General features: G+C 71.7%; 23 protein-coding genes. 10 read left to right on the top strand and 13 right to left on the bottom strand.

All coding sequences use genetic code 11. The features are described from left to right. The first annotated feature begins 78 nt into the window (after window positions 1-78). Window positions 79-1,500: a ricin-type beta-trefoil lectin domain protein gene (locus tag ABD352_RS32890; RefSeq protein ID WP_344616421.1), complete on the top strand. Its 1,422-nt coding sequence runs from the start codon at window positions 79-81 to the stop codon at window positions 1,498-1,500. Between the two features lie 61 nt (window positions 1,501-1,561). Here the strand turns inward: ABD352_RS32890 and ABD352_RS32895 are convergent, their stop codons facing one another. Further along, window positions 1,562-3,505, bottom strand: coding sequence for a glycogen debranching N-terminal domain-containing protein (locus tag ABD352_RS32895; RefSeq protein ID WP_344616422.1), 1,944 nt, complete (start codon window positions 3,503-3,505; stop codon window positions 1,562-1,564). 128 nt (window positions 3,506-3,633) lie between these two features. Here ABD352_RS32895 and ABD352_RS32900 point away from each other — a divergent pair, with 128 nt between their 5' ends. From ABD352_RS32900 to ABD352_RS32925, 6 genes are all read left to right on the top strand, one after another. Beyond that, entirely contained in the window at window positions 3,634-4,620 is a 987-nt protein-coding gene (locus tag ABD352_RS32900) for a LacI family DNA-binding transcriptional regulator (protein ID WP_344616423.1), read from the top strand. A 19-nt stretch (window positions 4,621-4,639) separates the two neighbouring features. Beyond that, window positions 4,640-5,869 (top strand): ABC transporter substrate-binding protein, encoded by a 1,230-nt coding sequence (locus ABD352_RS32905; protein WP_344616424.1) that lies wholly within the window; start codon window positions 4,640-4,642, stop codon window positions 5,867-5,869. Further along, window positions 5,869-6,876, top strand: coding sequence for a carbohydrate ABC transporter permease (locus ABD352_RS32910; protein WP_344616425.1), 1,008 nt, complete (start codon window positions 5,869-5,871; stop codon window positions 6,874-6,876). The genes ABD352_RS32905 and ABD352_RS32910 overlap by 1 nt, the downstream gene beginning before the upstream one ends. Next, complete coding sequence (locus ABD352_RS32915) at window positions 6,876-7,691, top strand: carbohydrate ABC transporter permease (protein WP_344616426.1); 816 nt, start codon at window positions 6,876-6,878, stop codon at window positions 7,689-7,691. Before ABD352_RS32910 ends, ABD352_RS32915 begins: the two co-directional genes overlap by 1 nt. A 262-nt stretch (window positions 7,692-7,953) precedes the next feature. After that, entirely contained in the window at window positions 7,954-8,232 is a 279-nt protein-coding gene (locus tag ABD352_RS32920) for a hypothetical protein (protein WP_344616427.1), read from the top strand. Next, a complete protein-coding gene (locus ABD352_RS32925) occupies window positions 8,229-8,834 on the top strand; it encodes a hypothetical protein (RefSeq protein WP_344616428.1) in 606 nt (201 codons plus the stop codon). The genes ABD352_RS32920 and ABD352_RS32925 overlap by 4 nt, the downstream gene beginning before the upstream one ends. On the opposite strand, the gene ABD352_RS32930 is transcribed toward ABD352_RS32925, so the two are convergent. The 10 genes from ABD352_RS32930 to ABD352_RS32975 form a co-directional block, all read right to left on the bottom strand. Next, window positions 8,831-9,529, bottom strand: coding sequence for a hypothetical protein (locus ABD352_RS32930; RefSeq protein WP_344616429.1), 699 nt, complete (start codon window positions 9,527-9,529; stop codon window positions 8,831-8,833). The genes ABD352_RS32925 and ABD352_RS32930 overlap by 4 nt on opposite strands. Before the next feature lie 179 nt (window positions 9,530-9,708). After that, window positions 9,709-10,446 carry a DUF3592 domain-containing protein gene (locus ABD352_RS32935; protein WP_344616430.1) on the bottom strand — a complete coding sequence of 246 codons (738 nt, stop codon included), beginning with the start codon at window positions 10,444-10,446 and terminating at the stop codon, window positions 9,709-9,711. Between the two features lie 49 nt (window positions 10,447-10,495). Continuing rightward, a complete protein-coding gene (locus tag ABD352_RS32940) occupies window positions 10,496-12,115 on the bottom strand; it encodes a N,N-dimethylformamidase beta subunit family domain-containing protein (protein ID WP_344616431.1) in 1,620 nt (539 codons plus the stop codon). Window positions 12,116-12,129: 14 nt separating this feature from the next. Continuing rightward, the gene (locus tag ABD352_RS32945; protein ID WP_344616432.1) at window positions 12,130-13,212 is read right to left on the bottom strand and encodes an ABC transporter ATP-binding protein; all 1,083 of its coding nucleotides are present in this window, start codon (window positions 13,210-13,212) and stop codon (window positions 12,130-12,132) included. Next, the gene (locus ABD352_RS32950; RefSeq protein ID WP_344616433.1) at window positions 13,209-14,216 is read right to left on the bottom strand and encodes an ABC transporter ATP-binding protein; all 1,008 of its coding nucleotides are present in this window, start codon (window positions 14,214-14,216) and stop codon (window positions 13,209-13,211) included. The genes ABD352_RS32945 and ABD352_RS32950 overlap by 4 nt, the downstream gene beginning before the upstream one ends. Continuing rightward, complete coding sequence (locus tag ABD352_RS32955; protein WP_344616434.1) at window positions 14,213-15,130, bottom strand: ABC transporter permease; 918 nt, start codon at window positions 15,128-15,130, stop codon at window positions 14,213-14,215. The genes ABD352_RS32950 and ABD352_RS32955 overlap by 4 nt, the downstream gene beginning before the upstream one ends. Next, window positions 15,123-16,082 carry an ABC transporter permease gene (locus ABD352_RS32960; protein WP_344616435.1) on the bottom strand — a complete coding sequence of 320 codons (960 nt, stop codon included), beginning with the start codon at window positions 16,080-16,082 and terminating at the stop codon, window positions 15,123-15,125. Before ABD352_RS32960 ends, ABD352_RS32955 begins: the two co-directional genes overlap by 8 nt. Window positions 16,083-16,128: 46 nt before the next feature. Further along, entirely contained in the window at window positions 16,129-17,754 is a 1,626-nt protein-coding gene (locus ABD352_RS32965; RefSeq protein WP_344616436.1) for an ABC transporter substrate-binding protein, read from the bottom strand. 47 nt (window positions 17,755-17,801) lie between these two features. Then, complete coding sequence (locus ABD352_RS32970; protein WP_344616437.1) at window positions 17,802-19,031, bottom strand: mandelate racemase/muconate lactonizing enzyme family protein; 1,230 nt, start codon at window positions 19,029-19,031, stop codon at window positions 17,802-17,804. After that, window positions 19,028-19,954 carry a dihydrodipicolinate synthase family protein gene (locus tag ABD352_RS32975; protein ID WP_344616438.1) on the bottom strand — a complete coding sequence of 309 codons (927 nt, stop codon included), beginning with the start codon at window positions 19,952-19,954 and terminating at the stop codon, window positions 19,028-19,030. The genes ABD352_RS32970 and ABD352_RS32975 overlap by 4 nt, the downstream gene beginning before the upstream one ends. Window positions 19,955-20,363: 409 nt before the next feature. Here ABD352_RS32975 and ABD352_RS32980 point away from each other — a divergent pair, with 409 nt between their 5' ends. Further along, complete coding sequence (locus ABD352_RS32980; RefSeq protein ID WP_344616439.1) at window positions 20,364-21,284, top strand: IclR family transcriptional regulator; 921 nt, start codon at window positions 20,364-20,366, stop codon at window positions 21,282-21,284. Here the strand turns inward: ABD352_RS32980 and ABD352_RS32985 are convergent. Together ABD352_RS32985 and ABD352_RS32990 are read right to left on the bottom strand one after the other, a co-directional pair. Next, window positions 21,247-21,855: a bifunctional 4-hydroxy-2-oxoglutarate aldolase/2-dehydro-3-deoxy-phosphogluconate aldolase gene (locus ABD352_RS32985; RefSeq protein ID WP_344616440.1), complete on the bottom strand. Its 609-nt coding sequence runs from the start codon at window positions 21,853-21,855 to the stop codon at window positions 21,247-21,249. The two genes, ABD352_RS32980 and ABD352_RS32985, sit on opposite strands and share 38 nt — an antisense overlap. Window positions 21,856-21,880: 25 nt before the next feature. Further along, window positions 21,881-22,843, bottom strand: a complete 963-nt coding sequence (locus tag ABD352_RS32990; protein ID WP_344616441.1) for a sugar kinase — start codon at window positions 22,841-22,843, stop codon at window positions 21,881-21,883. A gap of 172 nt (window positions 22,844-23,015) precedes the next feature. On the opposite strand from ABD352_RS32990, the gene ABD352_RS32995 reads away from it, so the two are divergent. Beyond that, a complete protein-coding gene (locus ABD352_RS32995; protein WP_344616442.1) occupies window positions 23,016-23,798 on the top strand; it encodes a creatininase family protein in 783 nt (260 codons plus the stop codon). 10 nt (window positions 23,799-23,808) lie between these two features. Continuing rightward, the gene (locus ABD352_RS33000; protein ID WP_344616443.1) at window positions 23,809-24,681 is read left to right on the top strand and encodes an amidohydrolase family protein; all 873 of its coding nucleotides are present in this window, start codon (window positions 23,809-23,811) and stop codon (window positions 24,679-24,681) included. The last annotated feature ends 26 nt before the right edge of the window (window positions 24,682-24,707 follow it).

Genomic DNA, 24,707 nt, shown 5'->3' on the forward strand with positions numbered 1-24,707 from the left:
GCGGCGGCGCCCACCAACCCTGGGCGCCGCCCCCACCCCACCCCTAGTCGTCCGCCTGTCCAACCGGAGGAACTGTCCATGCCCCGATCCCGCTCCCGGAGACTGCCGCTCGTAGCGGCGCTCGGCGCGCTGCCGCTGGTGACCGCCGGCGTCATGTTCGCCAACATCGGTGCAGCCTCAGCCGCCGCCAACCCCGGCCCCGGCTTCCCCGCCCACTACGCCGCACCGTACGCGGAGATGTGGAACAACCCGTCCACCCTGATGGCCGCCTACAACGCGACCGGCAACAAGTACTACACGCTGGCCTTCGTCATCAGCCAGGGCACCTGCAACGCCACGATCAACGGCGACACCCCGGTCACCGACGCCGGCTGGAACAACGCCATCAACAGCCTGCGCGCGGTCGGCGGCGACGTCATCGTCTCGTTCGGCGGCGCGTCCGGCGACGAGCTCGCCTCGTGCAGCACCGTCGCGGCGATGCAGGCGCAGTACAAGAAGGTCATCGACCAGTTCAACCTGACCCGCATCGACCTCGACATCGAGGGCTCGACGCTGAGCAACACGGCCGCCAACGACCGTCGCAACACCGCGCTGGCCAACCTGCAGCAGGACTACGCCGCCCAGGGCAAGACGCTGGCGGTCGACTACACGCTGCCGGTCAGCCCGAGCGGCCTGGAGTCCAACGGCATCGCCCTGCTGCAGAACGCCAAGAGCCACAACGTCAACGTCAACCTGGTCAACATCATGACCATGGACTACGGGCCGGCGATGGACATGGGCCAGGCCGCCATCAACGCCGCCACCGGCCTGCGCAACCAGCTCGGGCAGATCTGGACCAACAAGACCGACGCGCAGCTGTGGGCCATGGAGGGCAACTGCCCGATGATCGGCGTGAACGACACCAGCGCCGAGGTCTTCACCATCCAGAACGCCCAGGCGCTCGAGTCCTTCGCCGCCAGCAAGGGCATCCAGGAGCTCACGTTCTGGTCGCTGGGCCGGGACAACCAGGGCCAGAGCGGGACGCCGCAGAGCAACTACCAGTTCACGAACATCTTCAAGGCGATCACCGGCGGCACCACCACCCCGCCGACCACCACGCCGCCGACCACGCCCCCGGCCGGCAGCACCACGCCGATCCACGGCTACGGCGGCAAGTGCGTCGACGTGGCCAGCGCCAGCACCACCAACGGCACCCACGTGCAGCTCTACACCTGCAACGGCACCAACGCCCAGCAGTGGACCCACACCGGCAACACCTTCCGGTCCCTGGGCAAGTGCATGGACGTGACCTCGGCCGGCACCGCCAACGGCACCAAGGTGCAGCTCTGGGACTGCAACGGCTCGAACGCCCAGAACTGGACCCTCGGCGCCAACGGCAGCCTGGTCAACACCGGCTCGGGCAAGTGCCTGGACGTCACCGACTGGAGCACCGCCGACGGCAACCAGCTGCAGATCTGGACCTGCGGCGGCACCGCCAACCAGTCCTGGACGCTCGGCTGATCCAGTAGTTCGCAGGCGCAGCCCGTCCGCCCGGTGTGGCGGGCGGGCTGCGCTGTGTGGGCTACCGGCCGGCGACCTCGACGCGCAGGCCCGGTGGTGCACTGTGGACGGTCACCGCGCCGGCCTCGGTGACCGTCACGTCGAGCGGCGCGCCGGCGATGCGCAGGTCGCGCACGCGGAAGGCGCCGATCGGCGACGGGGTCAGCGGGGCCAGCGTCAGCCGGCCGGCCGGGACGTCGACGTCGAGGCCGAGCAGCGCGGTCAGCAGCGCCGGGCCGGCCGCCGCGGCCCAGGCCTGAGGGCGGCACGCGGCCGGGTACGGGGTGGGGGCGTCGTCCCCGCCGTACAGCTCGGGAAGCCGGAATGCGAAGCGCTCACCGGCGGCGAGCAGCGCGCGCACCACCTCGGCGGCCTCCTCCCGGTGGCCGTCGCGCACCAGGCCCAGCAGCGCGATGGCGGTGTCGTGCGGCCAGACAGAGCCCAGGTGGTACGACAGGATGTTGTACCCGGCGGACGACGGCGCGACCGTCCGAATGCCGAAGGGCGAGCGCAGCGCCGCCAGGTGCTCGGCCACGGCCCGGCTCTCCGCCTCGTTCAGCAGGCCCGTGCCGAGCAGGTGGCCCATGTTGGAGGCGATGCTGTCCACCCGGTTGCCCTCGCCGTCCAGGGCGATCGCGGGATAGCCCCCGGGGCACCAGAAGGCGCCGCGGAACCGCTCGGCGAGGTCCCGCGCCCAGCCGCGCCAGCGCTCGGCGCCGTCGCGGCCGAACGCCTCCAGCAGCCCGGCGCCGTCCAGCGCGGCCCGGTACGCGTACGCCTGGACCTCGCTCAACGCCAGCGGCGCGGTGGCCAGCCGGCCGTCGGCGTGCTGCACGCCGTCGCCGGAGTCCTTCCAGCCGTGGTTGGTCAGGCCGCGCTCGCTCGCGCTGTACCGCACGAAGCCCTCGTGGCCGCCGAGCCACTCCAGCGCGCGCTCCACGTTGGGCAGCAGCGCGGCCACCTCGGCGGCCGGCATGCCCCAGCGGTAGGCGTCGGTCAGGGTGCTGATCCACAGGGCGGTCGCGTCGACGGTGCCGTAGTAGACGGGCGGCAGGTCGTAGGTCGCGTCGGCCGGGCGGACCTCGTGCAGGATCTTGCCGGGCTCCTCGTCGGTGGCGCGGTCGTGCACGCGCCCCTGGCGGCGGGCCAGTGCGCGCAGCGTGCCCGCGGCGACCTCGGTGCCCATCGGCAGGGCCAGCCGGGCGGCCCACAGCGAGTCGCGGCCGAACAGGGTGAGGTACCAGGGGCTGCCCGCCGTGTAGTAGACGTCCGGGCCGTCGGCGCGGCGCAGCGCGTCGAGGTCCTGCACGCCGGTGGCCACCAGGGCGTCGAGGCGGCGGTCGGCGGCCTCGACCCGCAGGGGGCTCGGGGCGCCGGGGGCGGGCTCCTGGGGTACGTCGGCCCGCACCAGCGTCAGCCGGGCGCTCCACGTCTGCCGGGGCTCGAGGGTGACCTCCCAGCGCAGGCCCGGGCCGTCCGGGGGCGGGGAGGCGTCCAGGCGCACCGTCATGCCGTCGGCCGACTTGGCGCCGTCCGGCGCGAGATCCACGAGCGGCAGGCCCGGGTCGCCCTGCTTGACCACGCCCATGGCGGCGAAGTCGGTCGCGGCGTTCACCTCCACGGCGACGGTGAGCGTCTCGTGCGAGGCGTTGGCGAGGGTGAGCGTCTCGGTGCCGCCGAGCGCCTCGGCGACCCGGTGGCGGGTCAGCCGGACGGTCGGGTCGGGCCCGACGTCGCCGAGGCGCGGCAGCACCGCGGCGAACTCGGCCTCCGCCGCGCCTGGGCGGCGGACCCCGAGCGGGACCGGGTCGTGGCCGGCGACGGTGACGGCGAGCCGGGCGAGCACCCGCCGGTCGCAGACGTAGAGCCCGTCGGCGCCGCCGGTGAGATCGCCGGACGGCCCGGAGAGCCAGGTCGCCGGCGCGGCGACGCACGTGACGTGCTCGTGCAGGTATGGCTGGGCCATCGGCGTACCCCTTGACAACTCGCAGTGGCGGTGACACTGTCCGAACATCCGGAGTTGAACGTTCAAACGCGGCGTTTGACGGATTTGAACGTTCAACTCGTAGCACCCTACGACACTCGGGAGCAGATGTGCAGCCCACAGTTGAGGACGTCGCGCGGGCCGCCGGGGTGTCCCGGCAGACCGTGTCCAACGTGCTCAACGCGCCCGAGCGGGTGCGGCCGGAAACGCGCGAGCGCGTCGAGGCGGCCATCGCCCAGCTCGGGTACCGGCCGAACCGGGTCGCCCAGTCGCTGCGCGCTTCGTCCTCGCGCATGATCGGGTACCGCATCGAGCCGGTGCACCCGTTCGCGGTGGGCAGCATCCACGACCGCCTGCTGCACGCCCTCGCCGACGCCGGGCGAGCCGAGGACCACCACCTGCTGCTGTACACCGCCGACGACCTCGACGGCGAGATCGCCGGCGCGCTCGCCCTGCACCGGGCCGGCGCGGTCGACGGCTTCGTGCTCTACGGCCTGCACGCCGGCGACCCCCGCCCGCCGGCCCTGCTGCACCACGGCATCCCGTTCGCCGCGTTCGGCCGCACCGGGCACGACGAGGGCCACCCCTGGGTCGACGTCGACAACGCGGCCGGCACCGCCGCCGCCACCCGCCACCTCGTCGAGGTCGGCCACCGGCGCATCGCGTTCGCGGGCTACCCCCGCGGTGGCGACGTCGGCGAGCGCCGCGCCGAGGGCTGGCGCGCCACGCTGGAGGCCTGCGGCCTGCCGCCCGGGCCGGACCTGCGCGGCGAGGACTCGCTCGCCACCGGCGCCCGCCTCGCCGCGGAGCTGCTCGACGATCCCGAGCCGCCGACCGCCGTCGTCGCGGCCACCGACACCCTCGCCGCCGGGCTGCTGCGCGGCGCCCGCGACCGCGGCGCCCGGCTCGCCGTCGTCGGCTTCGACGACACCCCGACCGCCGCCGCCCTGGACCTGTCCAGCGTCCGCCAGCCGATCGAGGCCGTCGGGCACGCGATGGTCCGCGCTCTGCTCAACCCTGCCCCGCCGGACGGCCCACCGGCCGCCTCCCTGCTGCCCCCCGAACTGATCGTCCGGGGCTCCAGTTGCCCGCCCTGACACCCCCTTGGAGCGACCAATGTTTCGTATCCGCCCCGCCCGAGCGCTACTCGCCCTCACTCTCCTCGGCACCCTGACCGCCACCGCCGCGTGCGGCGACGACGGCAGCGGCAAGGCCGGCGACGCGACCGGCGCCAAGCTGACGATGTTCGCGTTCTCCTCCTCCCCCGCCGAGGACGCGGTGCTGCGCAAGGCCGTCGACGACTACAACAAGCAGGGCCGCAACACCGTCGAGCTCAAGGTGCTGCCGGAGTACGACACCGCGCTGACCACGGCCCTGGCCGGCGGGCAGCCGCCGGACGTGTTCTACGTCAACGACAACAAGCTGCCGGACTTCGGCAAGAACGGCGTGCTCGAGCCAATCGGCGACAAGGTCGACAACCCGGGCGACTTCTACGACACGCTCAAGCAGTCGTTCACGTACAAGGGGACGTACTACTGCGCCCCGAAGGACTTCTCGACGCTGCAGCTGGTGTACAACACCGCCGACTTCGAGGCCGCCGGGCTCAAGCCGCCGACCACCTGGGACGAGCTCACCGCCACCGCGAAGGCGCTGACCAAGCCCGGCCACCCCGGGCTCGTGCTGGCGCCCGAGTTCTACCGCTGGGGCGCGTTCATGGCCGAGGCCGGCGCGTGGCCGACCGACGACGAGGTCACCAAGATGACCGCGGACACCCAGCAGATGCGCACGGCGCTGCAGTACCTCGCCGACAACCACAAGGCCGGCTGGTTCGGCACGCCCGCCTCGGTCGGCGCCGGCTGGGGCGGCGAGGCGTTCGGCAAGGCCGCCACCTCGATGACCGTCGAGGGCAACTGGATCGTCGGCGCGATGAAGAACGACTTCCCGAACGTGAAGTACGCCGTCGCCGAGCTGCCCGCCGGCCCGTCCGGCAAGGGCACCATGTCGTTCTCCGTCTGCTACGGCGTGGCGAAGGCGTCGAAGAACCAGGCCGCCGCACTCGACTTCGTCAAGTTCCTCACCTCGCCCGACGAGCAGTTCGCGGTCACCAAGGAGTTCCCGGTCATGCCGTCGCGCAAGTCGCTGGCCGACAAGTGGCTGGCCGACAAGCCCGAGCTGAAGGCCTTCGTCTCCGGCGCCGACTACGCCAAGAAGTCCGTCTTCGTCCCCGGCTTCAGCACCGTCATCGACACCTTCAACGACGGCATCCAGGGCCTGGCGAAGGGCAACAAGCAGATCGACGAGGTGGTGACCGGCACGCAGAAGGCCGGCACGTCGGTGCTTGGCTGATGAGCTCGATCCGCGGGCGGCAGGGACTGGCCGGTTGGCTGTTCGTGTCGCCCGCCCTCATCGGGCTCGGCGTGTTCATGGTCGCGCCGATCGCGCTCGTGCTGTGGGTCAGCTTCCGCGACTGGAGCGGCCTCAACCCGCTGGCCGACTCGACCTCGGCCGGCGCCGGCAACTACCAGGACCTGCTGACCCACACCGGGGTGGTGCGGGGCGACTTCGCCAAGAGCCTGCGCAACAACCTGTACTACGTGCTCGGGGTCGTGCCCGCCCAGACGTTCCTGGCCCTCGTGCTGGCCGTCGCGGTCAACACGAAGCTGCTGCGCGGGCGGACGTTCTTCCGCACCGCGTTCTACTTCCCGTCGGTGACGAGCTCGATCGCGGTCGCGTTCATCTTCGTGTTCCTGTTCAGCCCGTCCGGCGTGGTGAACACCGTGCTCTCCGCGGTCGTGCCGGGCAAGGTCGGCCTGGTCTGGCTCGACGACCCCGACGGCCTCATCCACCTGCTGCTGCGCGTCTTCGGCGTCGACTCCCCGCCCGGCCCGCTGCGCCACGAGTTCCTCGACCTGTCCTGGTGGGAATGGCTGTCCGGGCCCAGCGTCGCGCTCACCGCGATCATGATCCTGGCCACCTGGACCACGACGGGCACCTTCATGCTCATGTTCCTGGCCGGCCTGCAGAACATCCCCGTCGAGATCGAGGAGGCGGCGTCGGTCGACGGCGCCTCCCGCCGGCAGCTGTTCTGGCGGGTGACGCTGCCCATGCTGAAGCCGACGCTGTTCCTCGTCGTCACGCTCGGGATCATCGGCACCTGGCAGGTGTTCGACCAGGTGTACGCGATGACCTCCGGCGGGCCGCAGAAGACCACCTTCACGCCGGCCTATCTGGTGTACCGCGAGGGCTTCCAGAACTCGGCGATGGGCCGCGCGGCGGCGATCGCGCTCATCGTGTTCGTCATCATCGTCGTCTTCACCGGCGTGCAGCGCCTGGTGCTGCGAAGGGAGCGGTGATGCTGCGCCGGTTGCTGCTGACGGTCTTCGCCGTGGTCTTCATCTACCCCTTCCTGCTGTCGCTGGCCACGTCGTTCAAGTCCCGCGCCGAGACCGCCGCGCACCCCGTCCAGCCGTGGCCGTCGCAGCCCGACCTGCGGGCGTGGACCGACGTACTGCTGCACAGCGACTTCCCGCTGTGGACGTTCAACTCGATCCTCGTCACCGTCCTGGCCACCCTCGGCCGCGTCTTCTTCGACTCGCTGGCCGGCTACGCGCTGGCCCGCCTGCGGTGGCGCGGCCGGGGACTGGTCTTCGCCGGCATCGTGTCGGTCCTCGCGGTGCCGCCGATCGTGCTCACGGTGCCGCGCTTCCTGGTCCTCAAGGAGCTGTCGCTGCTCAACTCGTACACCGGGATGGTCCTGCCCCTGGCGGTGGACGCGATGGGCATCTTCCTCATGCGCCAGTTCTTCGTGGAGCTGCCGGTGGAGCTGGAGGAGGCGGCCCGCCTGGACGGCGCCTCGATCTTCCGCGCCTACTGGCACATTGTGCTGCCGCTGGCCCGCCCGGCCCTGCTGACCCTGACGATCCTGTCGTTCCAGGGCGTGTGGAACGAGTTCCTGATGCCCCTCATCGTGGTGCGGGCCAGCCCGTCGCTGTGGACGCTGCCGTTCGGGCTGTCCACCCTGGGCCGCGGCGGGGCGGGCGGCCAGACCTACGACTATCCGGTGATGATGGCCGGCTCAAGCCTGACCATCATCCCGGTGGCGATCGTCTTCATCGTCTTCCAGCGCTTCTTCGTCCGCGGCGTGGCCGCCTCCGGCGTGAAGGGCTGACGTTTCAAGAAGATAGACCTTGGTACATGACGGTCATATGCCGTAAAGTGGTCTGTGGGACCGGCGTCTTCCCCCGTGGATGCCGGTCCCTTTTACGTACCACCATTCGGCCGGTTCCGCAGGGTCAGTTCGAGAAGTCCTGGGTCAGCCACACCGTGCCCGACGCATCGCGGATCACGTCGATGCCGATGTGCGGATAGGTGGGCTCGGCCGTGTCAAGACTTCCTTGACACGCGGGCCGCGTCAAGGAATCCTTGACACCGTGAAGATCGAACGGGGGCAGCTCCCCTACCTTGTCGCCCTTGTCCCCGCGGTCGGCGTGATCCCGGCCGCCCTGATCCCCGTGCTCGGCGGCACGTTGCCGCACGTCACGCTCGCCCTGCTCGCCGGCCTGCTCTCGGGAGCCACGATCGGCGCGGCCCTCGCCCTTCCGGGCCTCCAGCGCGGCGCCCCCGTGCCCGCCGTGCCAGCCATTTCGCCGGCCGACCGGGCCCGGCTCGACGAGCTGGAGCCGCTGCGCGCCGACGGGGAGCGCCGGTGAACCGGCCGGCCGGCGCCGCCCGGCCCGAGCCCCAGGACGGCCTGCTCACCCCGGCCGAGGAGGCCACCGTCCGCGAGCTGGTCGCCGAGGCGGTCCTGGCCACGCCCCAAGACCTGCGCGCCGAGCTGGAGCACGACCCCACGGCGTACCTGCGGCTGGTCGCGGCCAGCCGAGTGGCCGCCGAAGAGTCCAGCCGCCTGCTGCGCGAGGCGATCGCGGGCGCCCGCGGCGCCGGCCACAGCTGGGACACCCTGGGCCGCCTGCTGGGCGTGAGCCGCCAGGCAGCACAGCAACGGTTCGGCACCCCGTCCGAGGCGTCCCCCGAGGTGACCGCGGACGGTCCGGCCCAGCGCGTGCTGCGCCCCTTGACCGCATTCGACGAGATGGCCGTCCTGAAGGTCGAGGGCCGCCACGGCTGGCACGTCATAGGTTTCGGCCCGCTGTACCACCTGGTCGAGGCCTCGCCGTGGCAGTGGGAACACCGCCGGGTCCCGTTCGGCGCACCCCGCCGGCGGCTGGAGACCGAAGGCTGGCAACAGGTCCCGGGCGCGACTTTCCCATGGGCGTACTACAAGCGCCGCTTGGACCTGCCGGCGCTCTAGCGCGCCCGCGCCGCTGCCTTCGGCTCCTCCACCGCGGCCAGGGCCTCGCGCAGGCCCGTCCGGGACCGCTCGGCGAGCGCGCCCAGCTCCTCGGCGCCGGGCACCTTCGCGACGTGCGGCCCGAGGTCGGCGAGCAGGCCCGCGGCGGCCATGGCGAGCCGGCCGGCCGGCGCCAGATCGTCCTCACCCAGCATCATCTTGATCTCGCCGCCGAGGCAGGCCAGCGCCGCGTCACCGGTCACGTCCGGCAGGTGGCCGGCCAGGCTCGGCGGATCGGGCGCCCGCATCCGAAACTCCCGCAGCGCCCCGACGACGGGCCGGCAGTCGCCGAACCGGTCCAGCAGCGCCACCAGCGTGAGCACCCGGGTGATCAGCTGCGGCCGGCCCGGGAACTTGTCCAGCCAGGCCAGCAGCTCCGCGTCGCCGCCGACGTGCTGCATGACCTGGCGCATGGCGGAGGCGATCGGGGTGCACGGCGGCTCCGGCTGCCCGATCACGGCCGCGACCTGGTCGGCCAGGACGGCCTCACGAGCGGGCTCGAGCCGCCCGCGCCTGAACGCGTGTACCGCACCGATGTCGACGCCCTCGTAACCGCTCGGGCCGCCGGGCGCACTGAGCCGCTCCACGCTACGGGGGCCGCTCGCCGGCGGGGCGTAGCCGGAGCTCTCGACCCCGGTGTCCGCGAGGTTGCTCACGAACTCGGCCTCGTCCGGGCGTGCATCGGGGGTTCTGTCTGGTTCCCTATGTGACGTGGTCACCCGCGGGCGCCTACCCGCCCCCCGGCCCGCCAAACCCTCGGAGGATCACGTGGGAATCCGGCCGGCGGCCCCGGCTCCTGGCTCCCGGCCCGCCAGAAGGCGTGCGGCGCCCTCGCTCACGCCTGTCCCAGTTCGGCGAGGAGCTGGCAGATGTACAGGTCGACCTGGTCTCGCCGGTACCCGCGCGGCGCCGTCGGTATCTCGGCCTGGCGAAGCGCGGCCACCGCGGCGGTACGGCCGGAACTCTCCGGATCGTCGAGTGCGCGATGAACGCGGGTCAGCAGCCGGTCCACGATGTCGGCCCGGTACCCGGGCATCGCGTAGCCGAATTCGACCGGCGGCTCCGGCCGCTCCGCGACAACGGCGTCGGCGCCCGGCGGCACGGTGACAGCGGGCGCGCGCCGGCGCAGCCGCGGCCCGGCGATGCCCATCACCACGACACCGACGGCCACCACGAGCGGCGGCAGGGCACCGCGGCGGTAGTCGCTGACGAGGCCGGTGGCGGTGACGACGCTCTCGGGGTCGTCGCGGTCCACGTACACCGTGATGGACTCGCCCTTGGCCACGCCGGGGTCGTCGGAGATCGAGCCGAGCCCGACGCGATGGGTCACGCCGTCGATCTGGTACGTGACCCGGACCCACGCGCCGCCGCTCCTCGCGCCGCCCCACGTCCCAACCTGCTCGACGACGGCCGGGACGGGCACGCCCTCGCGCACCCGCCGCCCCGGCCCGGCGAGCCGATCGACGGTGGCGACGATCCCGAGCACGAACAGCGCGGCCCCGGCGATCAGGAACCCGAGCGCCACCCGCCGCAATGGCCTGCCTCCCTCGTGGTCGCGCTCATCGTGCACCATCCGGGCAACGGCGGTGCCGTGCCCGGCGGAGCACGCGCACGAGGAGCGCTCAGTCAGCCGCTCGGGGAGCCCTTCCGGCGAAGTCGTTGAGCACGTTGCGGGTCAGCGCCGAGACGCCCTCGTCGACCAGGAGCGAGGCGATGTACGTCATGGAGCCGACGGAGTAGACCTCGCCGCCGCTGCCGGGCAGATTCCGGTAGACCACCTCGGCGCCGCCGTTGTCGGGATTGGTCCCCTGTGCCAGTACGACGAAGCCGGGCGGGGTGTTGGGCGTGCGCTTGTCGGTCTCGTGGCCCGAGGCGCCGCCCGGCACGCGCTCGTGCATGCTGTGCGTCCCGAACAGGTCGCCGTTGCGCAGACCCGTGCCGGCGAACGCCCAGTGGTCGGCGTCGAGAACGCGGTACGGCGCGGCGGTGCCCTCGCCGGCGTGGGTGAACGCGACGCCCAGCAGCCGCGCCTGCGGTTCGTGGGTGCGGTGGAAGCGGCTCTCCAGGTGTGCCTCCTCCGGCCGGTCGCGATCGGGCTGCCGGGTCAGATAGCGGCCCCGGCTCGCGTCGACGTGTTCGACCTGGCAGTCGGCGCCGTTGCCGCCGAGATACATCAACCGGCCGCCGCGCCGCTCCACCCAGTCGCGGACCGCGTCGTACTCCTCGGCGTACCAGTACTCGGGGTGCATCTCGGTCAGCAGGACCCGGTAGGCGTCCAGGTCGAGTTCACCGTTGCGCACCTGGGCGTCGGAGTACAGGTCGTATTCGAATCCCTCGCGTTCGAGCCAGGCCAGCAGCCGCCACAGCCCGGGGGCGAGGCTGGAGGCCAGCCGGCCGGTCATCGGGTCGGTCACCTCGACGTCACGGTCGACGAAGCAGTCGGGCTCGGGCCGTTCGAACGACAGTGGCGGGTAGACGTCGTTGTCGGCGGTCTGGGTGGCGCTGTTGCCGATGCGGTACCGGGCGAGGTCCTGCCGTGCGTTCACCGTCGGGGTGGGCGGCAGGCCGGCCTCGTTGATGTAGTTGCTGCGCCCGCCGAAGCGGTTGTAGGCGTTCCAGTTGTTGGTGGCGGCGAGCACCGCGATCGGTTCCCGGGGAGCGGCGGGGGCCACCACCCACGGGAATGAGAAGAACTCGCCGCGCTCGTTGTGGACGTGCATGTAGTACAGACCGGAGCGCTGCGGTCCGGCCAGCCGGCGGACGTGGCCCGGGCTGGTGAAGCCGACGGTGTTGAACTGCACCCCGGTCTGCGAGAAGTCCTCGTCGGGAAGGATCTGCGCCATCGCCCGCGGGCCGTGTTCGTCGAACCATCCGAGCAGTTCGACCGGCTCCTTGCGCTGCCCGTAGCGGAACAGCTCGGCACGGTACGGCGCGACGGAGTGCACGCGCAGTTCCGCCGCCTCGCCGGAGCGCACCCACTTGGGCCACATGAATCCGGTCAGGGTGTCCGACAGCAGCCGCAGCTGCAGCGGCTGCTCGGCCGGAAGCGTCGCGGTGAGGTGCTTGGCGCCGAAGCCGGGCATTGCGAGCGTGAGCCGGTACTCCCCCGGTTGCAGGTCGGCGACGATGGCGCCGCTGGCGGTCGAGGCGGCCTGGGCGACGATGTCGCCGTCGCGGGCGAACTCGACCGAGACGCCGGCCAGCGCCAGATAGTTCTCGTCGCTGACGTACCCGATCAACATAGCGCTGCTGTCTCCTATCGTGGCTGGTCTGCGGTCAGTGAGCCGGCCACGTCGGCGGCGGTCCGCCTCGCTCGTGGATCGTCGGCGAAGTGGCAGGCGACGTGGTGCGCGGTGCGGTGGTGGCCAGGGGTCAGCGCCTGCAACGGAGGCCGCTTGGTGGAGCACACCTCGGGCGAGCCGAGCATGTCGCGCAGCGGGCAGCGGGTGTGGAACAGGCACCCGGTCGGCGGGTTCTCCGGGCTGGGGATGTCACCGCGCAGGATGGTGCGGCGCCGGGTCTTCTCGACCACGGCGTCGGGTACGGGCACCGCGGACAGCAGCGCGGTGGTGTACGGGTGCCGAGGGTCGCCGTACACGGCCTCGGACGGGCCGGTCTCGACGATGCTGCCGAGATACATCACCGCCACCCGGTGGGCCAGGTGCCGTACCACCGCCAGATCGTGGGCGATGAACAGGTACGCGATGCCCAGCTGCCGCTGCAGGCCGGCCAGCAGGTTGACGACCTGGGCCTGGATCGACACGTCCAGGGCGCTGACGGGCTCGTCGCAGACGATGACGTCGGGCTCCACCGCCAGGGCCCGGGCGATGCCGATGCGCTGCCGCTGGCCGCCGGAGAACTGGTGCGGGTAGCGGGCGGCGAACGACGGGTCCAAGCCGACCAGCTCCAGCAGCTCGGCCACCCGGGCCGCGCGGCGGCCGGCCGCCAGGCCGTGTACCCGCAGCGGTTCGGCCAGGGCTTGGCCGACCGACTGGCGCGGATCGAGGCTGGCGTACGGGTCCTGGAAGACCATCTGCACCCGCCGGCGGAACGGCCGTAGCCGCGTGCCGTGCAGGGCGAGCAGGTCCTGACCGTCGAGCCGGATCGCACCCTTGCTGGGCTGGTTCACCCGCACGATGGCACGGCCCACGGTCGACTTGCCCGAGCCGGACTCCCCCACCAGCCCGAGGGTCTCGCCGCGGTACAGGTCGAGGGAAACGTCGTTGACCGCGTACACCCAGGAGGCCGGGCGGCCCAGGAGACCGCGGCGCACCGGGAAGCGGACCTCGAGGTCGCGGACTTCCAGGACGGCGGCCTCGTCAGCGTGCTGCTCGGTCATGGGTTCCCACCTGATGTCGTGTCCTGCAGGGGCGTGAGTCGGGGGCTCCAGCAGGCGACCCGGTGGCCCGGATGCAGCTCGCTCAGGGCCGGCTCCTCCGACTGCGCCCGTGGTGACGGGTGCGGGCAACGCGGCCGGAACGGGCAGCCGGGCAGTTCGGTCCCGAGATCCGGCGGAGCGCCGGGAATCGTGTGCAGCGCCCCGTCGCGGGGGGCGTCCAGCCGGGGTACCGATTCCACCAGCCCGGCGGTGTATGGGTGCTCCGGCCGGGCGAGGACCTCGGCGGTGGCGCCGTCCTCGACGATCCGACCGGCGTACATGACCGCCAGCCGGTCGGTGCTGCCGGCGACCACGCCGAGGTCGTGCGTGATCAGCAGCATGCTCATCTCGGTGGTGGCCCGCAGTTCGGCGAGCAGTTCGAGCACCTGCGCCTGGATAGTCACGTCCAGCGCGGTGGTGGGCTCGTCGGCGATGAGCAGGGACGGCCCGCAGGACAGCGCCATGGCCACCATGGCCCGCTGGCGCATGCCGCCGGAGAGCTGGTGCGGGTACTGCTCGATGCGCCGGGCGGCGTCCGGGATGCCTACCCGCTCGAGCAGTTCGACGGCCCGGTCGCGGGCGGCCCTTCCGGTGGCGATGCGGTGTGCCCGCAGCTGCTCGGTGATCTGCCGGCCGATGGTGAGCACCGGGTTCAGGCTCGACAGCGGGTCCTGGAAGATCAGTGCCAGTGAGCGGCCGCGGATCGCGCGCAGCTGCCGTTCGGGCAGCCCGACCAGGTCGCGACCCTGGAAGCGGATCCGTCCGGCGGTGATTCTCGCCGCGCGCGGCAGGAGTCCCAGGATGGCCAGGGCGCTGACGCTCTTGCCGGAGCCGGACTCGCCCACCAGGCCGAGCGACTCACCCTGATCGATCTGATAGTTGAGGCCCCGCACCGCCCGTACTCGGCCCTGCCGGGTGCGGAACTCGACCTGCAGGTCCTCGACCTCCAGCAGCCGGGTGTTCATCGGCTCCCCTTCGGGTCCATCGCGTCGCGCAGGCCGTCGCCGACGAAGTTCACCGCAAGGACGGTCAGGACGATCGCGACGCTCGCCGGCACCCAGATCCACGGCCGGTTCATGAGCACGACGGGCGACTGCGCGGCGTTGACCATCTGACCCCAGCTGCTGGTCGGCGGCCGCACGCCGAGGCCGAGAAAGCTCAGCCCGGCCTCGACCAGGATGGCGTTGGCGACGCCGAAGGTACCGACCACGGACAGCGGGCCGAGCAGGTTGGGCAGCAGGTGACGCAGCACGATGCCCCGTCGTGGCACGCCGATGACTTCGGCGGCGGTGATGAACTCGCGTTCGCGCAGGGCCAGCACCTGCCCGCGGACCAGGCGGGCCGCCGCCGGCCAGGTCGTCAGCGCGATCACCACGGTGACCGAGACGAGGCTCGGTCCGGCGATGGCGACGAAGACGATGACCATCACCAGCGGCGGGACGCTCATGACCGCGTCGGTGACGCGCATGAGCAGCGCGCCGATCCACCGCCCGTAGAAGCCGGCCAGCATGCCGACGCTGACGCCGATCAGCAGCGAGATGGCCACGGCACCGAAGCCGACGATCAGCGAGGTGCGGGCGCCGAAGACCAGCCGGGCCCAGATGTCGCGGCCCACGTTGTCGGCCCCGAGCAGGTGACCGTCGCCCGGCTTGTGGTTGACCGCGCTGAGATCCACGTCATTCGGTGCGTGGGTGGCGATCAGCGGCGCCAGCAGCGCCAGCAGGATCACCGCGACGAGGATGCCGACGCCGAGCACGGCCATGCGGTGGGCGGCGAAGCGGCGCAGTGCGGGATACCGTCCGGCATCCGCAGCGGTTGCCGATGCGGACTCGGCCGGGTCGCCGGGCACGGCGCGGGGTGGGGGGTCGAGGTCAGACAAGGCGCACCCTCGGATCGGCCCGCACGTAGGCGAGATCGGCAAGGAGGTTGGTGACCACGACCGAGACGGCGATGACGACGACGATGCCCATCATCAACGACACGTCCCGGTTGCCCGCGGCCCGCACGGCGAGCTGGCCCATGCCGGGCCAGCCGAAGACCTGCTCCACGATGACCGCGCCGGCCACCATCTCCGGCAGCGTCAGGCCGATGACGGTGATGATGGGCAGCAGCGCGTTGCGGAACGCGTGGGACAACAGCACCCGGCTGGGCCGCAAGCCCTTGGCCCGGGCGGTCACGATGTACTCCGAGCTGAGCACGTCGAGCATGCTCGCCCGGGTGTACCGGATCAGCGGCGCGGCCACCCCGATGGCCAGCACACTGCCCGGAAGGGCCATGTGGCGCAGCAGGTCGCCGAACGACTCGTCGCCCAGGGTGTGCATACCGTTGGTGGGGAACAGGCCGAACTGCACGCTGAACAGGTAGATGGCGGCCAGGGCGAGGACGAAGCCGGGGATGCCCACCAGCAGGATCGGTACCGAGCCGAGCAGGTAGTCGGCCGCCGTGCCGCTGCGCACGGCGGCCGCCACGCCGGCCGCCAACGCCACGACGGTGCCGACGACGAGCGCGGCGCCGACCAGCATCGCGGTCGGCCCGAGGTGTGCCCGGATGTCCTCGGCGACCGGCAGCCCGTCGGAGGACGAGGTTCCGAGGTCGCCGCTCAGCGTGCTCTTCAGCCAGGTGACGTATCGCAGCGGCAGTGGACGGTCCAGGCCGAGGGCGTGGCGCTTCTCCGCGATCTGGTCGGGCGTCAGCTGGGCGACGACCTCGGGGCTGAGCCGGACGGTCAGTTCGTCGCCGGGCGCCAGGGAGAGACCGAGGTAGACGATCACGGAGACCATCCACAGCACGACCGTGCCGATGAGCAGTCTTCGCAGCGCGTAGTTCCACATGCGGTCTCTCCCTGGTTGGTGCGGGCCCTGCTTGGGGGTGGTGCGTCTAGCCGGCCAGTGTCCAGCCGTTGACATTGAACGCGCTGTCCCGGTCGTTGGCGAACACCTGGAAGGAGCCGCCGAGCTTGCCGGTCCACGCGTTGTAGGTGGTGGTCTGCCACAGGGCCACCATCGGCACGTCACGGTTGAGGATCTGGGCGACCTGCTTGTAGCGGTCCGCGCGGGTCGACGCGTCGGTGGTACCGCGTGCCTGTGCGTACAGGTCGTCCATCTGGCAGTTGGCGTAGAAGCTGCTCAGCGGGGCCTTGCAGTTGAAGTACCCGGAGCTGCGGTCGGGCGACAGGCCCATCGAGCCGCCGGCGTTGACGGTCATCGGGTACTTGGCGTCCTTGGACGCGTTCGCCGCCGACCAGGCCGCGGAGTCCAGCGGCTCCAGCACCGCGTTGAGCCCGACGTCCTTGAGGTACTTCTGGATGGCCGGCATCATCTGGTCCCAGGCAGGGTCGACGCCCTGGGCGTAGGAGATCTTGAAGGGCTGGCCGAGGTCGACTCCGGATGCCGCGAGAAGCTGCTTGGCCTTGTCCGGGTTGTAGTCGTAGCGGTCCAGCGCGGCGTCGTCCTGGTCGAAGCCGGGCAGCACCCAGCGGACCTCGCCGTTGCCGCCGAACAGGTTCTTGAGCATGGCGCGGCGGTCGATCGCGTAGTAGATCCCCTGGCGCAACCGGACATCCTTGGCCTGCGGGTGGTCAGTGCGGAACTGCAGGAACTGCGCCGCCGGTGAGACGACGAACTTGGTGGTCAGTCCCTTGACGGCCGACAGGGCCGGCGCGTCGTTGGCCGCGGCGTTGAGCACCATGCCCAGCTCGCCGGACTGCAGCTGAGCGGCCACCGACTCGGGCTTGACGTTCAGCTTGAAGAACAGCGTAGCGATCTTGGGGGCGCCGCCGAAGTACTTCGGGTTCGCCTTGAACTGCAGGTACTGGTCGGGCACCGCCTTCTCCAGCACGTACGGGCCGGTGCCGACCGGCTTGCTCTTGCTGAACTCGACGGTACGCACGTTCTCGGCGGTGGCGTCCTGCAGCAGGTGCTTCGGCACGATCGAGTAGACGGCGTCGGTGAGGTTGCGGATGAACTCCGCGTTCGGCGCGGCCAGCGTCATCTTCACGGTGTGGTCGTCGAGCGCGGTCACCCCGGATACCGGGTTCTTGGTGCCCTTCGCCTCGGTCGCGCCGACCGCCTGGCGCCACTGGGTGGGCTGGTAGCCGACATAGGCGGTGGAGCCGAGCTGGGCGGCCTGGGTGACGGTGAAGACCACGTCGTCCGCGGTGAAGGGCTGACCGTCGGACCAGGTGACGCCCTGGCGCAGGTGGAAGGTGAACTCCTTGGCGTCCGGCGACTGTTCCCAGGTCTGCGCGAGGTCCGGGATGATGCTCTTCTCGTCCGGCGCGACCTTGACCAGGTTGGAGAAGAGCAGGGAGTTGACGACCGCGTCGTTTCCGGTGCTCTGGTTGCTCGGCCCGAAGCCGGCGGTGTTGATGCCGAGGCGGGTAAAGGTCAGGCTCGCGCCCGCCTGGGAGGTTGGGCTGGACGAGTTTCCACAGGCGGCGACCGCCGTCGCCGTTGTCGCGAGGAGCGCCAGGCAGGCGCTCAGTCGCGCTCTCCGAAGGACCATGCTCTCTCCATTCCAGTGGCGCCAGGTCGCGGCCGGGGCCGCGGCCTTCAGGGGTTGGGGTTGTCGGTGCGGCGCAATGCCTGTGCGGTGCCGGTGCCGGCCGGGACGGCGTCGAACCGGTGACCCTGCTCGTCGGTCACGCTGACGAAGCGGGCCTCGATGTCCTCGCGGAGCGAGACGGCCAGGCCGGGCCCGTCCGGGAGCCGGGCCGTGCGGCCGTCGGCGGTCAACGGCTCGGCGAGCACGTCTTCCTGGTAGTAGTGCGCGCCGATGATGTCGGAGGGGATGTGGGTGGACAGCCCGGCCGCCGCGGCGCCGGCCTGCAACTGGGCAGCGGCCCCGACGCCAAGCTCTCCGTTGGAGCCGATGACGACGGTCAGGCCGAACGCGTCCGCGAGACGGGCCATCGACACCAACCGGCCAGGGCCACCGCTCTTGCCGATGTAGAGGCTGACCACATCGGCCGCCTCGGCGCGCAGCACCGAGACCAGCTCGTCCGTGCCGAAGACGCTTTCGTCGGCGACGATCGGCAGCCCGAGGTCGCGCAGCTGCCGCATGCCCGCGAGGTCGCCTGGTTCCACCGGCTGTTCGAGGAAGGCCGGGGCCGACGGGCGGATCAGTTCGACCGCGCGGCGCGCCGCGTCCCGCCGGTACCCGCCGTTGGCGTCCAGCCCGATGAAGGCATCCGGTCCGCACAGCTGCCGGGCCAACGCCACCCGCTCCGCGTCGGCGACCGGGTCCAGTCCGATCTTCACCTTGAAGGATCCGAACCCGGCGGCGGCGGCCGCCCGATGGGTGTCCCGCAGCCGGTCTCCGTCCCCGCTCAGCGAGCACTTCACCGGAATCTCGGTGTGCAACGGGCCGCCGAGCGCGACGGCGAGCGGGACGTCGAGGGTGCGGGCGTAGGCGTCCCACAGCGCGGTGGACAGGCCGGCCTTGGTGAACGGCGAACCCGCCAGCGCACGGTCCATGCGCCGCTCCAGGTCGGCCACCGGCGCGATCGGCTGACCGATGACGGCACCCGCCAGGACGGTGCGGATCAGGTACTCACCCGTGGCGCCGTCCTCACCGCTCCAGGTCAGCGTGGCGCTGACCTCGCCGATGCCGGTCACCCCCGCCGACGTGACGACCCGTACCAGCAGGAAGTCGGACCGGTCGTGGACACCCCGGGCGCCGGCCACCACCAGCTCCGGCTTGACCGTCGGGCTGACCCGCACGGTCTGGACGTCGACGATGGTCGCGTCGATCGCGCGCCTGCCGTTCGACGGGCCGCTCATCTGGCGGCCGCCGGTTCGGTGCTGGCGCTGCCGGACGCGGTGCGCGTGGCGGTTCGTTCGCGGCACAGGCGGTAGGCCTCGGACAGCAACTCGCGCCGCCGCTGATCCACCCCGACGAGCGGCAGCCGTACCTCGTCGGAGGCGAACACGCCGATCTCGTGCAGCACCGCCTTGCTCGTGGCGATCTCGTCGCCGATCCCGAAGACGTGCAAGAACGGCAGGATCTCGGCGGAGAAGATGGCGAACGCCTCGGCCAGCTGCCCGGCCCGGGCCAGTTGCCAGGTCTCCCGGAAGGTGTCGGGAAAGATGGCCGGGGCGATGACCATGACACCGTCCACGCCGGCGGCGAGGTATCGGAACAGGATCGGGTCGTCGCCGCCGAGCACCGTCAGCCCGGCCTGTTGCCAGGCCTGCACCTTGGCCAGCCCGTGATCGGTCAGCTTGACCGTGTTGAGCCGGGGGATCCCCGCGGCGTACTCGAGGACCTGCTCGATGGTGACTGCGGTCGCGGTGGGCGTGGGGTTGTCGTAGAACACCACCTCGATGTCCACGGACGCGGACAGCTCGGCGAGGTAGCCACGCAGGCCGTCACGGGTGTTCGGGAAGTAGTAGGGCGACGCGCACAGGACGCCGGCGGCGCCGTGCTGCGCGGCGTGCTGGGCCAGCCGCACGCTCTCGTGCAGCGAAGTGTGGGTCACGCCGACCACGACGGTCTTGTCGTCCGGGACCATGGCGAGCGCCGTCTCGGTGATGTCCATCCGCTCTCGCGTCGACATCGACGGCGCCTCGCCCGTACTGCCCAGCAAGGTGTAGCCGTCCACCGATGCGAGCGTGTGGTCCAGCAGGCGGCGGAAGCTGATCGCGTCGAACCGGCCCCGGTCGAACGGTGTCGGAATCACGGGCAGGACCCCTGTGATCGTCATGGCGTCGTCCTGGCTCCTTCTGCTGACGGATGATCGCCCGCGCTGCGCCGCGCTACACCGTCAGCCATCGTGTTAGCAATACGAACACTGTGACTGCGTAGCGAACAGGCTAGGAGCACCGTTGGAGGAACACAAGAGCCCCCACAGGCGAAAGACGCACTCCCACAGCGGGCATTTGTCCGCAGCCTGGACGGATCGGACTGCGCATCGGCGCTCACGGATCAGCCCAGGTACCTCGACCGATGGCCGGTACGGGGAATCGCCCGTGCGCCGAACGCGGTGTTCACTTCGGACCGGTCGGACGACCCGCGACCACCGGAACGGCTCCCTGGGGCCGACTGTTCACCAAGCAGGACCCCGTGTACGGTGAGCGGACAGCCTTGGTCGAGCGCGGAGCGGGGTTTCACTGGTGGCAGGTGGCGGCGATCTGAGCAGCCTGGAGAAGGGGCTCGTCATCCTGCGTGAGCTGGCGGGCTCGGAGGGCGGCATGACCGCCGGGCAGCTGGCTCAGGCGGCGGGCCTCAACAGGACAACCACCTACCGATTGTGCGACGCACTCGAACGGGGCGGCTGGGTCCGCCGTAGCTCTCCCGGCGACACCACGGAGTTCGAGCTCGGCGTCTCCGCGCTCGGTCTGGCCGTGCTCATCGGCGACAAGTACGACACCGAGGCTCGGCTGCGGCCCGTGATCTCCGAGCTGGCCCGGGCGATCGGCGAGACCGTGCACGTCGGCGTGCTGGCCGGCGCCGAGGTCGTGCACGTGGCGCGCGCGCTGCCGGCGTCCGGGTTCAGCGTCGCGGCGCGAGTCGGCACCCGCGAGGCCGCCCACTGCGCGGGCCTCGGGAAGGCACTGCTGGCCACCCTGGCGAGCGAGGAGTTCGAGGAGCTCTTCCCCGACGAGCGCCTGCGCACGCAGACGATCAACTCGCTGGCCACCCGCAGCGCGCTGCGCCAGGACCTGGCCACGGTGCGGTCCCGCGGGTACGCGCTGGACGAGGAAGAGGGCACGCTGGGGATCAAGTGCGTGGCCACGCCCATCTTCGCCGCCGGCGCACAGCCCTACTTCGCACTGAGCGTGACGAGTGTCCCGGCCCGGATGACCGAGGACCGCCTGCCGGACATCGTCAGCGCGGTGCGGGGCGCCGCGGCCCTGCTGACCGCCGCCTTCGGCGGGACCGTGCCCCGCGACTGGGGCAACGGTTCGCCCGCGGCGGTCGCGCCCGACGCGCAGCCGGCGACCGCCGCCGACCCGGGCACCGCGACCCGTGCCGCGCGCCGCGGCAGGACCCCGGTCAGCGTGCCTCAGCCAGCCGCGCCAGCAGCCGACTGACGGCCTCGCCGCCGTGCGCGGACAGGGCCGATCCGATGCCACAGGCCAAGGCCCCGGCCGCGATCCACTGCGGTGCCTCCTCGAGGCTGACCCCGCCCGTGGGCACCACCGGCACCTGCGGGAGCGCGGCCAGGACGTCACGCAGGACCGCCGGGGAATGGGCCGAGGCGGGGAACAGCTTGACGGCGTCCGCTCCCCATTCCAGCGCCTGGGTCCACTCCGTCGGCGTCGCCGCCCCGGGAATCACGGCCACGCCGTACCGGTGCGCGGTGCGCACCACTGCGCGGTGCAGGTTGGGCGACACGACCAACCGCGCGCCTGCGGCGATCGCGGCCCGCGCCGCGGCCTCGTCCAGGACGGTACCCGCGCCCACCACGCAGCCCGTGTGCCGCGCGGCCAGCCGCTCGATCGCGTGCAACGCGCCGGGCGTGGTCAGCGACACCTCGACGACGCGCAGGCCGGCGTCGATCAGCGTCTCGCCGGCCCGCACCGCGGCATCGGCTCCGTCAGCGCGAATGATGCCGAGCACCCGCTGCGCGGCGAGGGTCTGCATGACATCCCAGCGGTACATCGGTTCTCCTGACGCTCATGTGCGGTCAACGGTTGACGGACTCGGTGTTGTCGGTGAAGCGGGACAGCGCCCGCGACCGCTCGGCGGCGGTCGGCAGGCCATCGATGTCGGAGGCGGACGCGACGACCAGCGCCGCCACCGCGGCGGCCTCCGCGAGGGTCCGCTGGGGCGGCAGGCCGCGCAGGATCGCGGAGAGCAGGCCGGCGGCGAACGCGTCGCCGGCACCGACCGGATCCGTGACCCGCACCGCGAAGGCCGGCTGTGTCCAGCTGCCGCCCTCGGTGGTCAGCACCGCCGACTTGTCCGGGTGCTTCACGACGACGGTCTTCACCCCGGCCGCCCGCAACCGGTTCACCGACCGTTCGCCGGCTTCGCCGGTCAGCATTTCCAACTCCTCCGAGCCGGCCACGACCAGATCCGCCCGCGCCAGCAACGGAGCCACGACCGCGCGCCACCGGTCGCGGTCGCCGAGCTTGTTTCGCACGTTGGGATCGAAGGACACGACGGTGCCGGCCGCACGCGCCGCCTCGATGAGCCGCAGCGTGGTGGCATGCGCCGAATCGGAGAGCATGGCGGTGATTCCGGTGACGTGAACGACGCGCGTTCCGGCCGGCACCGCCACCCGGTCCGGCGACATCAGCGACGCGGCGGAGCCGGCGCGGTAGTACTGCACGTCGATCCCCCGCTCGGCGTGGCAGTCGCGCAGCAGCAGACCGGTCGGCGCATCCGGATCGACCCGTACCGCGTCGACGTCCACACCCTCACCGCGCAGCACCTGCAGCACAACGTCGCCGGCCGGATCGTCGCCGACCGCCCCGATGAAGCGGACCCGGTGCCCGAGGCGGGCCAGACCGATCGCCACGTTGCTCTCCGCGCCGGCGACCGAACGGCGGAACTGCCACGACCGCGCGAGCGGTACGCCCGGCTCGGCCAGCAGCAGCATCATCGCCTCGCCACAGGTCACCACTTCCGGTGCTCCGGCTACCACGGCGGACCCCCTCTCCCTCACTGTAAGACTACGTAGTCACAAGTCGACGTCAACAGCCGGGAACCCTTGCGTGGCACCGAGAATCGCGCCTATGGTCGGGAGGCCGAGATCGGTTCGAGGCACCGTGGTGGCTCATCGCCGCCGCGGTTGGACCGCAGGTTGGGTGTTGAACGTGGCGCGATTGCACTGGACCGACTGCGACCGGGAAACCCTGCGGCAACACCTGCCTTCGGCACTGGTGGTGCTGCCCGTCGGCGCCGTCGAACAACACGGCCCGCACCTGCCGACCGGCACCGACGCGTTCATCGTGGAGGCGATCGTCGAGGCGGCCGTGCGGCAGGCCGCGCCGGACGCGCCGCGGGATCTGGTGCTCGCGCCCACGCTGCGGTTCGGCGCATCGGACCACCACTTCCCCTTCGGCGCCACACTGTCGCTGACCGTCGAGACGCTCACCCAGGTGCTGATCGACCTGGCCCGGTCGGTGGCCGCGGCCGGCGGCCGGCGGTTGCTCATCGTCAACGGTCACGGCGGCAACCGGGGCGCGTGTCACGCCGCGGGCGCCGCGGCGGCCAGCCGGCATGGGTTGTCGGTCGGTCACCTGGACTACTGGCAGCTGCTCACCGGGCCGGACGACGACGACCGGATGAGCGACGACCCGCAGCCCAGCCCTCCGATTCCGGGACACGCCGGCGCCTTCGAGACATCGATGATCGCGCACCTGCGCCCGGCGCCGGTCAGCGCCGCCCCACACCGCCCGTCACCGCCAACGGTGGCCGACGTCCCCGACGTGATGATGCACGACAACGAGATCTGGCGGCACCTCGACGGATACACCGACGACCCGTTCGGCGCCAGCGCCGAGGCCGGCGCACGGTGGTTCGCCCGATGCGTGGCGCGGCTGTCCGAGCGCATCATCGCCGTCGCGGCCGCAGAGGTCACCGCCGTGAAGAATTGAGGACCGCAGCGTGATTGTCGACGTCCACGCGCACACCCCCACCCATCGCCACGCGGTGCCCGCCGAGGAGGTGCTCAGCTACGACGGCTGGCGCACGGACCGCACGGTGGTGACCACGAACTCCTGGGACGACTACGACCGCGCGATGGCCGGCTGTGACGTCTCGATCGTGTTCAACATCGCGGTCGACGACCCGTTGAGTGCGACCGGCATGAAGTACCGCCCCGAGGACACCAACGAAGCGACGGCCGCGTTCTGCGCGGACGCGCCGCACAAGCGGATCGGCTTCATGTCGGTCAACCCGCTGTGGCCCGGGGTCCTCGACGAGGTCGACAAGTGGCGGGAACGGGGCCTGGTGGGCATCAAGCTCGGCCCCAACTACCAGAACTTCGACCCGTTGTGCGACGAGGCCCTCGCGCTGTATGCCCACGCCGAGCGCACCGGCCTGCCCATCCTGTTCCACCAGGGCGCGTCGCCGATCCGCCAGGCCCCGCTCCGGTACACCTACCCGCTGGTCACCGACGAGGTGGCGCTGCGCTTCCCCGAACTGCGCATCGTCATGGCGCACATGGGCCACCCGTGGGGCCGCGAGACCGTGGCCACGATCCGCAAGCATCCTCACGTGTACGCCGACGTGTCCTCGATCTACCTGCGGCCGTGGGTCTGCTACGAGTCGCTGCTGTACGCCACCGAGTGGGGCGCGGCCGGCAAGCTGCTCCTGGGATCCGACTACCCGATCGCCAACACCGACGAAGCGATCGCCGGGCTGCGCCGGGTCAACGACATCCTCGCCGGCACCGCGCTGCCGCGCATCTCCACCGAGGTCATCGACCGGATCATCCACGCCGATGCTCTGGGCGCCCTGGGCCTGACCCTGCCGTAGCGGGCGTCCGGCGGGCCGGCCGGTCG

Source organism: Dactylosporangium salmoneum (assembly GCF_039532525.1).
Lineage (GTDB): Bacteria > Actinomycetota > Actinomycetes > Mycobacteriales > Micromonosporaceae > Dactylosporangium > Dactylosporangium salmoneum.